At 58.5% G+C, this 11,365-nt stretch carries 12 protein-coding genes; 8 read left to right on the top strand and 4 right to left on the bottom strand.

Going from position 1 to position 11,365, the window contains the following annotated elements:
* The first annotated feature begins 144 nt into the window (after positions 1-144).
* The 5 genes from ACFWW4_RS05920 to ACFWW4_RS05900 all read left to right on the top strand — a co-directional run bounded on the left by ACFWW4_RS05920 (position 145) and on the right by ACFWW4_RS05900 (position 6,583).
* Positions 145-1,281 (top strand): ABC transporter substrate-binding protein, encoded by a 1,137-nt coding sequence (locus tag ACFWW4_RS05920; protein WP_411889998.1) that lies wholly within the window; start codon positions 145-147, stop codon positions 1,279-1,281.
* Between the two features lie 272 nt (positions 1,282-1,553).
* Complete coding sequence (locus ACFWW4_RS05915; RefSeq protein WP_411890009.1) at positions 1,554-2,003, top strand: methyltransferase family protein; 450 nt, start codon at positions 1,554-1,556, stop codon at positions 2,001-2,003.
* A gap of 106 nt (positions 2,004-2,109) precedes the next feature.
* Positions 2,110-3,690, top strand: coding sequence for a Re/Si-specific NAD(P)(+) transhydrogenase subunit alpha (locus ACFWW4_RS05910; protein ID WP_411889997.1), 1,581 nt, complete (start codon positions 2,110-2,112; stop codon positions 3,688-3,690).
* Positions 3,691-3,703: 13 nt separating this feature from the next.
* On the top strand, positions 3,704-5,221 hold the full coding sequence (locus ACFWW4_RS05905; protein WP_411889996.1) for an NAD(P)(+) transhydrogenase (Re/Si-specific) subunit beta: 1,518 nt from the start codon (positions 3,704-3,706) through the stop codon (positions 5,219-5,221).
* 300 nt (positions 5,222-5,521) lie between these two features.
* The gene (locus tag ACFWW4_RS05900; RefSeq protein WP_411889995.1) at positions 5,522-6,583 is read left to right on the top strand and encodes a phospholipase D-like domain-containing protein; all 1,062 of its coding nucleotides are present in this window, start codon (positions 5,522-5,524) and stop codon (positions 6,581-6,583) included.
* Here the strand turns inward: ACFWW4_RS05900 and ACFWW4_RS05895 are convergent, their stop codons facing one another.
* Together ACFWW4_RS05895 and yghX are read right to left on the bottom strand one after the other, a co-directional pair.
* Positions 6,584-6,916, bottom strand: coding sequence for a DUF4342 domain-containing protein (locus ACFWW4_RS05895; protein ID WP_393926568.1), 333 nt, complete (start codon positions 6,914-6,916; stop codon positions 6,584-6,586).
* A 117-nt stretch (positions 6,917-7,033) separates the two neighbouring features.
* Positions 7,034-7,921 carry a YghX family hydrolase gene (gene yghX, locus ACFWW4_RS05890; RefSeq protein ID WP_411889994.1) on the bottom strand — a complete coding sequence of 296 codons (888 nt, stop codon included), beginning with the start codon at positions 7,919-7,921 and terminating at the stop codon, positions 7,034-7,036.
* Between the two features lie 170 nt (positions 7,922-8,091).
* Between yghX and ACFWW4_RS05885 the strand changes: the two genes are divergently transcribed.
* Together ACFWW4_RS05885 and ACFWW4_RS05880 are read left to right on the top strand one after the other, a co-directional pair.
* Positions 8,092-8,454, top strand: coding sequence for a hypothetical protein (locus ACFWW4_RS05885; protein WP_411889993.1), 363 nt, complete (start codon positions 8,092-8,094; stop codon positions 8,452-8,454).
* Positions 8,455-8,517: 63 nt separating this feature from the next.
* Positions 8,518-8,988: a Dps family protein gene (locus ACFWW4_RS05880; protein WP_411889992.1), complete on the top strand. Its 471-nt coding sequence runs from the start codon at positions 8,518-8,520 to the stop codon at positions 8,986-8,988.
* Positions 8,989-8,990: 2 nt separating this feature from the next.
* Here the strand turns inward: ACFWW4_RS05880 and ACFWW4_RS05875 are convergent, their stop codons facing one another.
* Together ACFWW4_RS05875 and ACFWW4_RS05870 are read right to left on the bottom strand one after the other, a co-directional pair.
* Positions 8,991-9,236 carry a DUF1289 domain-containing protein gene (locus ACFWW4_RS05875; RefSeq protein WP_411889991.1) on the bottom strand — a complete coding sequence of 82 codons (246 nt, stop codon included), beginning with the start codon at positions 9,234-9,236 and terminating at the stop codon, positions 8,991-8,993.
* Positions 9,237-9,329: 93 nt separating this feature from the next.
* Positions 9,330-9,872: a pseudouridine synthase gene (locus tag ACFWW4_RS05870; protein WP_411889990.1), complete on the bottom strand. Its 543-nt coding sequence runs from the start codon at positions 9,870-9,872 to the stop codon at positions 9,330-9,332.
* A gap of 240 nt (positions 9,873-10,112) precedes the next feature.
* On the opposite strand from ACFWW4_RS05870, the gene ACFWW4_RS05865 reads away from it, so the two are divergent.
* Positions 10,113-11,291 (top strand): type III PLP-dependent enzyme, encoded by a 1,179-nt coding sequence (locus ACFWW4_RS05865; RefSeq protein WP_393926562.1) that lies wholly within the window; start codon positions 10,113-10,115, stop codon positions 11,289-11,291.
* Positions 11,292-11,365: the final 74 nt, after the last annotated feature.

Genomic DNA, 11,365 nt, shown 5'->3' with positions numbered 1-11,365 from the left:
ATCAACCGCCGTGTCGAGGTCTGGGTCCGGGATGTCGTCGCACGCAACTGATGCGACACCCACCCAAACACACCCAAATCAACACGGATCTGACACAGACGTGTCAAGACGGTCCGTCAGTATCCGTCGTATGAGGACACATTTATGAACACGCTAAGAAACCTGATGGCCGCAGCCATACTCGCCATGCCCGCGCCGCTGATGGCGCAGACGCTGGACGAGATCAACAAACTGAACCAGATGACCCCGGAAGAGCTGCTGCCGCTCGCCTTGGCGGAGGGCACGGTGACAGTCTATTCCTTCACCAGCCGGATCGGCAAAGTCGAGGCCGCGTTTGAGGCGGCCTATCCCGGAATAGATATGAAGGGCTTCGACATATCATCGACGGAACAAATTGAACTTCTCATTGAAGAGAGCGAAGACTTCATCACAAACGCCGACGTGATTTATATCTCGGACACACCTGTGGTTCTGGTAAAAATCTTCGACGGCGGCATCATCCAGCCCTACATTCCGCCGCGTATTATCGACCGTGTACCGCCCGCGTTGCGCGATCCTATCCTCACGCAGCGATTGTCGACCAAAGTGTTGATGTATAATGAAGAAGCCCACCCAGACGGCCCACCTGTGGACAGCCTGTGGGACCTCACCCGTGAAGAATGGCGCGGCCGTGTTTTTATGGTCGATCCGCTCAAGCGCGGGGACTACCTTGACCTGATGACCCAGATTTTCCTGCACGCGGACGAGATGGCCGCCGCCTACGAAGAGGAGTTCGGCAGACCCATCGTGCTGGATGGTGTGGAAAACGCAGGTCAGCAGTTTATTGCGGACTTTTTTGCCAATGACCCTGTTCTGGTTGATTCAACCGATGATGTGAACGCAGCTGTGGGCGCCATTGGCCAGGAAAACCCGCCGCTTGGTTTCACCAGCTATTCCGACCGGCGTGACAACGAGGAAGAAGGCTGGGCACTGCAAGTCGCCAATGATGTAAAGCCATCCCCGGGCATCATCTTTCCTGCGATCCTGGCGATTGCTGACAAGCCCAACAACCCTGCTGCCGCGCGTCTGGCGATTGATTTCATGATGGGTGATGAAACCGAATTCGGCGGCCCCGGCCTTGCGCCGTTTTATGTACCCGGTGACTATCTGTCACGCACCGATATCCCACAGCACCCGGATGCGATCCCTCTGGACGAATTCAACGCCTGGCTCCTGACAGCATCTGAAGCCGCAACCGCCGTGCGTGACGAAGTCGCTGATTTCATAGTGACGTTAAGATGAGCGGTTGATTGTGATGGGGCGGTCGAACAATAGGCTGCCCCAACCATGTGCTCACAATCGCCGTCGAGAGCTGTGGAGGCTGCGTTCATTTTTCGACATGCTTGACCAAATCGGTGCGAGGCGTAGATGCCGACTCTAGAACGGACATTCGATCACGCTGCAGCATTGGTGAGTTCAGATTAAAACAGACCTTCTCTGTGGGCGGCGGTTTGCATGGATCGTGTCGGTGGATGACGTGGAGGTCATAGTCATCTAATGTGCGGCAGATGACTATGAAATGGATCGATATTCCCCCTGTCTGGCTGTTGCTGGCTGTTGCGATGACCTGGGTTGTGGCGGATGTGCAGCCTTTGTGGCTGCGTGTTGGTGGCCCGATCCTTGACCTGCTGGGCGGGCTGCTGGTGGGTGGTGGTATCGTGTTGCTGCTGTTGGCCATCGCCGAGATGCGCAAGCGCCAGACCACCGTGATCCCGCATCAGGAGGCCAGCCATCTTGTCACTAGCGGGATTTTCAAACGCAGCCGCAATCCGATCTATCTGGGTGACACACTGATCCTCGCCGGGCTTGCCTTGCGTTGGGATGCGCCGATTGCGCTGATTCTCGTCCCACTTTTCATGTTCACGATCACGCAGCGGTTCATCATTCCCGAAGAAGATCGCTTGCGCCGCAAGTTCCGCGCCGAATTTGCCCGCTATTGCGAAAAGACGCGGCGTTGGGTGTGACTGTTAGCGCCTGACAACAAAAGAACGCTACGGCCCCTCCCTTGTGAAATATTATGGCGCGCTATAATCCATCGGGGACTGCAAGCACAAATACGGGGGATGGTCCGTGAAAATCGGCACACCAAAAGAGATTATTGCGGGCGAGGATCGGGTCGCGATGACCCCGGCCTCGGCCAAGGATCTGCAGAAGCTGGGTTATGATTGCGTGATCGAAACGGGTGCTGGCCTCAAGGCTGGTTTTTCCGACGACACCTATAAAGAGGCCGGCGTTGAGGTCGTGAAAACTGCCGCTGCCCTTTACAAGGCGGCCGATATCATCGCCAAGGTGCGTCCCCCCGAAGATGCCGAAGTCAAGCGCTTGCGCGAAGGCCAAACGCTGATTTCCTTCTTCTATCCGGCCCAGAACGAAAAGCTGATGGAGGCCGCCAACAAGAAAGGCGCCACCGTCATCGCGATGGATATGGTGCCGCGTATTTCCCGTGCGCAGAAGATGGACGCGCTGTCATCCATGGCGAATATCGCGGGTTATCGTGCGGTGATCGAAGCGGGCAACAATTTTGGCCGGTTCTTTACCGGTCAGGTGACCGCCGCCGGTAAGGTGCCGCCTGCCAAGGTGCTGGTTGTTGGGGCCGGTGTTGCGGGGCTTGCTGCGATCGGGACCGCCACGTCGCTGGGTGCGATTACCTATGCGTTCGACGTGCGCCCCGAAGTGGCTGAGCAGGTTGAATCGATGGGGGCGCAGTTTGTTTTCCTCGATTTTGAGGAAGAACAGCAGGACGGGTCCGCGACAGGGGGTTATGCCGCTGTATCTTCGCCGGAATTCGCGGCGGCCCAGTTGGCGAAGTTCCGCGAGATCGCGCCGGATATGGATATCGTGATCACGACGGCGCTGATCCCGGGCCGTGACGCGCCGGAGCTTTGGACCAAGGATATGGTCGAGAGTATGAAGCCTGGTTCGGTGATTGTGGACCTTGCGGCTGAGCGTGGCGGGAACTGCAAGCTGACTGTGAAGGATGAAAAGATCGTCACCGACAACGGTGTGACGATCATTGGCTACACCGATTTCCCCAGCCGGATGGCGGCCCAATCCTCGACCCTGTATGCCACCAATATTCGCCATATGATGACGGATCTGACACCGGAAAAAGACGGTGTGGCCAATCACAATATGGATGATGACGTGATCCGGGGCGCGACCGCCACCCACAAGGGTGAGATCACGTTCCCGCCGCCGCCGCCCAAGGTGGCCGCGATTGCGGCACAGCCGAAAAAGGCGCCGCCCAAGGAGTTGACGGCCGAGGAAAAGCGGGCGCAAGAGGTTGCGGCGTTCAAGGCGGAAACCCGCAATCAGGTGACGCTGCTGGCCGTTGGTGCCGCACTGATCCTTGGCATCGGGATGATCCCGGGGATGCCAGCGAGCTTCATGCAGCATTTCATCGTCTTTGTGCTGGCGGTTTTTGTCGGCTTTCAGGTGATCTGGAATGTCGCCCATTCGCTGCACACACCGCTGATGGCTGTGACCAATGCGATTTCGTCGATCATCATCCTGGGTGCGCTGATCCAGATTGGATCGACCAGCGTGCTGATTACCATATTGGCCGCGCTTGGTATCTTTATGGCGGCGATCAATATCTTCGGTGGCTTCCTTGTGACACGGCGCATGCTCGCCATGTTCCAGAAATCTTGAGAGGAACAGGGCAATGGAAAATGCATTCACGATTGCGGCCTATGTTGTCGCGGGTATTCTTTTCATCCTGTCGCTGGGCGGGCTGTCAGGGCAGGAAAGTGCCAAGCGCGCGGTCTGGTACGGCATCGTCGGGATGGCGATCGCGGTCTTTGCCACGCTGATCGGGCCGGGATCCGGTCTGGGGATTGTTTCGATCATACTGATCGCGTTGGGCGCGGCTGTGGGGTATCAACTGGCGACCAAAGTCGAGATGACCCAGATGCCGGAGCTTGTGGCGATCATGCACTCGCTGGTGGGTCTTGCCGCCGTCTTTGTCGGCTTTAACGCTGATCTGATGATCAACTATATCGGCGGGATTTATGAGGCCAACGGTCAGGTTTTGGGTGTTGTGGGCGATGATGGCATCACGGCGATTGGGCTGCCGAAAGAGGCCTATGACGGGCTGAGCGCCTTTGGTCAGTTGATTGCCAAGAAGTCGAGTGTCGAGATTGGTATTCTGCGTGTTGAACTGGTGCTGGGGATCTGGATTGGTGCGGTGACGTTCACCGGGTCTGTGATTGCTTACGCCAAGCTGGCGGGATCGTCGTCGAAGCTGCCGTTTCAGGTGGACACAAGTGCCAAGAAACTGCCGGGCGGGCATTTGCTGAATGCGGCTGCGGCGGCTTTGTCGGTGCTTTTGCTCTTTGTCTATCTGACCGGTGGCGGGTCCTGGGCGCTGGTCCTGCTGACGCTGGCGGGCCTGTTCATCGGTTATCACCTGATCATGGGCATTGGCGGGGCGGATATGCCTGTCGTTGTGTCGATGCTGAACAGCTATTCCGGCTGGGCGGCGGCGGCGATCGGGTTCAGCCTTGGCAATGATCTGTTGATCGTTGTCGGTGCCTTGGTCGGGTCGTCTGGTGCCATCCTGTCTTACATCATGTGCAAGGCGATGAACCGCAGCTTTGTCAGCGTGATCCTGGGTGGCTTTGGCGGCCCAGCGGGTGAGCAGATGGCCGTGGAAGGTGAGCAGGTGGCGATTGATGCCGATGGCGTTGCTACGGCCCTGAACGAGGCTGACAGCATCATCATCATTCCCGGCTACGGGATGGCGGTGGCACAGGCGCAGACGGCGGTGGCTGAACTGGTCAAGAAGCTGCGAGCCAAGGGCAAGACTGTGCGTTTCGCTATTCACCCTGTGGCGGGTCGTTTGCCGGGCCATATGAACGTGCTGCTGGCCGAGGCGAAGGTGCCTTATGACATTGTGATGGAGATGGACGAGATCAATGACGACTTCCCGAATACGGATGTCGCCATTGTCATCGGGTCCAATGATATCGTGAACCCGGCCGCACAGGACGACCCCAACAGCCCCATCGCCGGCATGCCGGTGCTGGAATGCTGGAAGGCCAAGCAGGTGTTCGTGTCCAAGCGCGGGCAGGGCACGGGGTATTCGGGCATCGAGAACCCGCTGTTTTTCAAGGACAACACGCGGATGTTCTATGGGGACGCCAAGGCGAGCCTTGATACGCTGCTGCCCAAGATCGACTGAGCCGGTTGACAGCTGGTAAATGGACCGCCCGCCTTACCAGCGGGCGGTTTTTTGTTGTTTGGTTGCGACATCCTGAAACGCGCCATGTTATCAGTCACTTACGCTAAGATTTGACTGTCGGCGATGCATCGGACTTGCGTCGGCAAAACGTCGGACCCCTTCGCGCGTTGACGATAGGTCTTGTTAACGTATTGGCGTTGTAGCGCCGTGGACCTTGCCATCGGGTGAATGTACCGCACTTGTTCGAATCGCGCATCGCTGCCACGCTTGCCCCCATATTTTGAGTATGGAGGTATTTTGATGCCCGTTTCCGTTGGCGCGATTACGCTGTTCATGGGGCCTGCGGCGCTTGGCGCGCCGGATGATCTTGAGGCACCGATCATTGATTTTATTGATGCTGCGCAGGATGAGTTGCTGGTGTCGGTGCAGGAATTGGACCATCGCCCAATTGCTGATGCGCTGATTGCTGCGCGCAGGCGGGGTGTGCATGTGCGGGTCATTCTAGAGCAGGATTACCTGCGCGAACGCAAGACACCTGACGGGGATGGTGTTGGCCTGCAGGAGTTGAACCGCGAATTGCTGACCCTGATCCTGCGGGTGGGGGTGGATGCCAAGGCGGATTACAATCCGGCCATTTTTCACCAGAAATTTATTGTGCGCGACAGGTCCGCCCTTCTGACCGGCTCGACCAATTTTACCACGACCGGGGTGTCCAAGAACCTCAACCATATTGTGATCCTGGATGATGTGGAGGTCGCCCGCGAATACCGCCGCGAGTTTGCCCAGATGCGCAAAGGTATTTTCGGCAAGCGCAGCCTTGAGACGCCGCGCAAGCCGCTGGAAGGGCATTTTGTCAGTGGTGTGCGGACCAAGCCGCTTTTTGCGCCCGACCATGCGCCGGAGATGGAATTCATCAAGCAGATGATCAAGGCCGAGACCCGGATTGATTTTGCGGTTTTCACCTTTGCCCAGTCATCCGGGATCGACGATGCGCTGGTGAATGCCCGCCAGAAGGGGCTGGCAGTGCAGGGTGTGCTGGACCGCAGGCAGGCGAACCAGAAATGGGCGTCAAAGGATACGCTGGTCGAGGGTGACATCACCTTGCATCGCAACAAGACCGGCACGGGTGTGCGCAAGATCCATCACAAGCTGATGGTGATTGACGACGCGCTGACCATTGTTGGCAGCTACAATTATACTGGTCCCGCCAATCTGGTGAATGACGAGAATATCATCGTGCTGGGCGATCTGGATCTGCCGCCGGGGCAGGCGCGGGATGATCAGGCCATCCTGGCCGAATTTGCGCGGGCCGAGATTGAGCGGATCATCCGGGATCAGTCGGAACTGATCCCGGTCGCCTGATCAGGCGGTTGGTTCCGGTGTCTTGGTTTCCCCATCAGTGGTGGTTTCAGACGTGTCAGCGTCACGCTCCACCTCGATCTTGACATGTGACACAAGCGCCGCGATGGCACCGAGGATGGCAAGCCACGGGGCTGCGAGGGTCACCACCCCGCCGACCACAAGGCCGATATTGAGCGGGGTGTCGAGAAACACGTCACCATCATCCGCGATGATCCGCATGCGCCGCACATTGCCTTGCTTGGCGAATTCCTTGACCCGGTCGACGAGGTTCTTGCCGTCGACCTTGATTTCTTCAACCACGGTTTCTTTGTCGGGTGTCTGGGCATCAGTCATCATGCGTCTCCATCAATTGGTTGCGATGGCCGCATGATAGCGGTGCCGCGCCCGGGCGCGGTTGACATTGGTCAATGGGGGAGGTGTGGGATGGGTGAAATCACCCATCCCGCGGGGTCAGACCAGATGGGTGTTGAACCAGGCGATTGTCCGTTCCCAGGCCAGTTCTGCCGCAGCTTCGTCGTAGCGCGGGGTGCTGTCATTGTGGAACCCGTGGTTCACGTCCGGGTAGATATGCGCCTCGAACACCTTGTCATTGGCGATCAGCGCGGCCTCGTAATCTGGCCAACCTGCGTTGATCCGGTCGTCAAGGGCGGCGAAATGCAACAGGAGCGGCGCCTCGATTTTCGGCACGTCCGCCGCAGCGGCCTGTCGTCCGTAGAACGGAACCGAGGCCGCCATTTCAGGATAGGCCACGGCCAGCGCGTTGCAGACCCCGCCGCCATAGCAGAAGCCCACCGCGCCCACCTTGCCGGTGCTGTCATCGCGGGTCATCAGATGTTCGAACCCGGCGAAGAAGTCGTTCATCAGTTTGGTTCCATCCACGGTACGCTGCAAATCGCGCCCTTCGGCGTCATTACCCGGGTAGCCGCCCACGGATGTCAGCCCGTCCGGGGCCAGGGCCATGAAACCCGCCTTGGCCACGCGCCGCGCGACATCTTCGATATACGGGTTCAGCCCGCGGTTTTCGTGGACAACGAGGACGGCGGGCAGGGGGCCGGTGGCATTGGCAGGTTTGACCAGATAGCCGCGGACCTCACCATGGCCGTTGGGCGAAGGGTAGGTGATGTATTCGGGCACAATATCGGGGTCGTTGAACGAGACCTGCTGTGCCAGCGCATAATCGGGGCTGAGCATGGTCAGCAAGGCGGCGGCGGTCACCCCGCCTACGGCGAATTTGCCCGCGCGGTCCAGAAATTCGCGTTTGGTGATCTTGCCATGTGCGTAGAAGTCATAAAGGTCGAGCAGTTCCTGATCGAAATCCTTGGCGGTCATCCGGTTCATCTTGCATCCTCCAATGCGTGGTGACGCAGCGTCACCCGAGGTGACAATATCGGGGGCGCATCAATTGGCAAATCACGATTGTCGGGCGATCGGGTGCCGCTTGCCTGTGTGTGCATGTCTCTTGGCAGGGGTTTAAATCTGACTATATTGGTCGGAAATAGGATTCGCTGATGTCGCACACTGCACTTGCCCGTACTGTTCCGTTGGTCCCCGCCGCTGCGCCGGCGCCGAACCTTGTGCTGCGCAAGGCTGGCAGGCGGGCCCGTCTGGCGCGGGGCAGCACAGATGACCCTATGACAGCATTGATTGATGCGCTGCCCACGGCCATTGGCCGCCGCTTACGGTTTTATGAGCCGGGCGCGGTCGAGCGTTCATTTGACGAAGCGTGGTTGGATAATATCTTTGATGCCATCCGGCAGGGCGATACGGATCGCTATCGCTTTGCCTTGCTCAGCCGGATGTCGCGGGAAAAGGCATCCGCGATGCATTTTTTGTTCTGCAAGGCGGCGCAACATCTTCACGCCGCCGCCTGATTTGTTACCTTGGGGCAAGCCAGCCGCCGCCAGCCAAATTCATACAATAGGAGAGGGACATCCATGACCCAGACTGCATCTGATCTGAGCCCGTCGGCACAGGGCGCAATTGCCGAGGCCTTGAACCAATGCGTGGCGGAAACCGCTGTCAGCACCATGCTGGCGCAGAATTTCCACTGGAACGTGACAGGTATGGCATTTGGCCCGCTGCATGCGCTGTTTCAGGAGATTTACGAGGATCATTTTGTCGCCCAGGACGATCTGGCCGAGCGGATCAAGGCCCTGGACGCCCATGCCGAGGGGATGCTGGCCGGGATGCTGAAGCGGTCCAAAGTGACCGAACATGATGGCAAGACGGACGACAAGACCATGATCAAGGCGATGCAGGTGGCACAGGAAACCCTGGCCGCGACACTGGCCGCGGCGGGCGAGCTGGCCGCAGAGCATGGCGATACGCTGACCGAGGATCTGTGCATTGCGCGCGGGCAAACGCATGAAAAATTCGCCTGGATGCTGCGGTCACATCTGACTTAGTGTCAGAGCCCCGTTGGAAGAGATGCCCCTTTCTTGGTGCATTTTTTCGCGTAGGCCTTGCGCCAGTGGGCATATTTGCCGAGCGCATCCTGCTGGTTGACCAGCATGTCCACGAACGCGGCCTTGTGCCCGGATTTCTTGAGCGATTTGTAAAGCGACTTCTGCGCCTTGGTCATGCCGCACCCAATGCAATGACCCTGCCGCTTGTATTTGCAGACATCGATGCAGGGGTTGGGTGTTTTGGCCATGGAGTCCTGTGTCTTGATCGAAGCGTGGTAGGTCTTTGATGCGCTTTATCTGATTATTTTAGTCGGAAATGTCAAAAGGACAATCTAGCGCAGTCATGCATCGCGCCATGTGCCGTGGGGCAAACCGTCCAATGTCCATGATCCGACCCGCCAGCGCACCAGCCGTAGTGTTGGAAAGCCGATATGGGCTGTCATCCGGCGGACCTGCCGGTTGCGGCCTTCGCTGATTGTGATCTCGATCCACGTATCAGGGACGGATTTGCGGAAACGGACGGGTGGGTCGCGCTCCCACAGGGTGGGTGGGTCGATTGGCCGGACCTTGGCGGGGCGTGTCGGCCCGTCTTTCAGCGTTACCCCGTCCCGGAGTGGCTGCAGGTCGGCATCGGTTGGCGCCCCTTCGACTTGCACAAGGTAGGTTTTGGTCAGCTTGTGTTTGGGGTCTGCGATCTTGGCCTGCAATTTACCGTCATCGGTCAGGACCAGCAGCCCCTCACTATCCCGGTCCAATCGGCCTGCGGGGTAGACGCCGGGCACGTCGATATAGGCCGACAGGGTGGGCCGTGGTGACGGGCTGCGCGCGTCTGTGAACTGCGACAGGACGCCGAAAGGTTTGTTGAACAGGATCACGCGGGCCATGTGCCTGACTAGCCCGAGTTATGCGTTGTCGTCCATGCAGTTATGAATTTTCAATGCGATGCATTTTCCCTCTTGATCCGAATCCCAACTTGCCCCAAATGCGCGGTTATAGACGCCAACGCACGCGCCTCTGGCCGAGTAGCAGTCAACGCACACGTGTTTACGTAGCGACGGTAACGTCTCTTTTGGAACTGAGCGGTCTGGGGCGGTGTGAATCCGTCATGGCCGGGTCTACTGGAGATGACCATGACTGTACATTTCGCGGCCGACGCGCCGTCATTCCCTGTCGCACGCCCATCCCGTCTGGACGGTTTTGTTGCTAATCGCAGCTTTGACAAGCCCACATTGGTCATGGATCTTGATCTGGTTGAGGCACAGTACCGTGCGCTGCGCGCCGGTCTGGGTCGCGCCGATATCCACTACGCCGTTAAAGCCAACCCCGCCCGTCAGGTGATTGCCCGTCTGGTTGATCTGGGGTCGCATTTTGATGCCGCATCCAAGGCCGAGATTGCGCTGTGCCTGGAAGAGGGTGCGGACCCATCCGAAGTGTCGTTTGGCAACACGATCAAGCGTGCCTCTGACATTGCCTGGGCGTGGGATCAGGGGATCACCCTGTTTGCTGCTGATGCCGAGGAAGAGCTGGAAAAGATCGCTGACAATGCACCTGGTGCATCCGTTTACATCCGTCTGATTGTCGAGGTATCGCCCGGTGACTGGCCGCTGACTCGCAAGTTTGGATGTGACCGCGATACCGCGCTGCGCCTGCTGGATTATGCCAAGGCACTGGGTCTGAACCCGGTTGGTTTCTCGTTCCATGTGGGTAGCCAGACCCGCCATGCGGCAATGTGGGCGCCGACGCTGGATGAGATGGCGGGCATCTGGGCCGCGGCGATTGACGCAGGTCATGCGTTGAGCCTGTTGAATATCGGTGGTGGTTTCCCGGCCTTTTATGGTGAGGATATCGACGCGCCGACGGCCTATGCCGCTGAAGTGATTGCCATGGTCGAAGCCCGGTTCCCCAATGTGCCGACCATCATGGCAGAGCCAGGTCGCGGCATGGTGGCCGAGGCGGGTGTGATCGTGGCCGAGGTGATGCTGGTCAGCCGCAAGTCGGATCGCGATATGCACCGCTGGGTTTATCTGGATATCGGTCGCTTTTCTGGTCTGGCCGAAACCGAGGGCGAGGCGATCCGCTATCAGTTCGAGACCGCCCGTGATGGCGACCCAATGGGACCGTGCATTCTGGCCGGCCCAAGCTGTGACAGCGTGGATGTGCTGTATGAAAAGCGCCCCGTGCTGTTGCCGCAGACGCTGAAATCGGGCGATCGGGTGCTGATCCGCAATACCGGCGCGTATACATCCACCTATTCGACCGTGTGTTTCAACGGCTTTCCGCCACTGGATGTGGTTGTCATCTAAGGCTTTTTGCGGCGCACGGTATACTGTTGTGCGCCGCTAACGCTTTATAAATACACAGTTTTTTGTTTACAGGG

It is taken from the genome of Yoonia sp. SDW83-1 (assembly GCF_046762885.1).
Classification (GTDB): Bacteria; Pseudomonadota; Alphaproteobacteria; order Rhodobacterales; family Rhodobacteraceae; genus Yoonia.
The sequence above is the reverse complement of the archived record's forward strand: the minus strand, read 5'-3'. Positions and strand labels throughout refer to the sequence as shown.

Coding starts and splice junctions, on each gene's coding strand:
- ACFWW4_RS05885 (WP_411889993.1), top strand. CDS start 8,092: ATGTCGCACACTGCACTTGCCCGTACTGTTCCGTTGGTCCCCGCCGCT.
- yghX (WP_411889994.1), bottom strand. CDS start 7,921: ATGAACCGGATGACCGCCAAGGATTTCGATCAGGAACTGCTCGACCTT.
- ACFWW4_RS05905 (WP_411889996.1), top strand. CDS start 3,704: ATGGAAAATGCATTCACGATTGCGGCCTATGTTGTCGCGGGTATTCTT.
- ACFWW4_RS05915 (WP_411890009.1), top strand. CDS start 1,554: ATGAAATGGATCGATATTCCCCCTGTCTGGCTGTTGCTGGCTGTTGCG.
- ACFWW4_RS05865 (WP_393926562.1), top strand. CDS start 10,113: ATGACCATGACTGTACATTTCGCGGCCGACGCGCCGTCATTCCCTGTC.
- ACFWW4_RS05870 (WP_411889990.1), bottom strand. CDS start 9,872: ATGGCCCGCGTGATCCTGTTCAACAAACCTTTCGGCGTCCTGTCGCAG.
- ACFWW4_RS05920 (WP_411889998.1), top strand. CDS start 145: ATGAACACGCTAAGAAACCTGATGGCCGCAGCCATACTCGCCATGCCC.
- ACFWW4_RS05895 (WP_393926568.1), bottom strand. CDS start 6,916: ATGACTGATGCCCAGACACCCGACAAAGAAACCGTGGTTGAAGAAATC.
- ACFWW4_RS05875 (WP_411889991.1), bottom strand. CDS start 9,236: ATGGCCAAAACACCCAACCCCTGCATCGATGTCTGCAAATACAAGCGG.
- ACFWW4_RS05880 (WP_411889992.1), top strand. CDS start 8,518: ATGACCCAGACTGCATCTGATCTGAGCCCGTCGGCACAGGGCGCAATT.
- ACFWW4_RS05900 (WP_411889995.1), top strand. CDS start 5,522: ATGCCCGTTTCCGTTGGCGCGATTACGCTGTTCATGGGGCCTGCGGCG.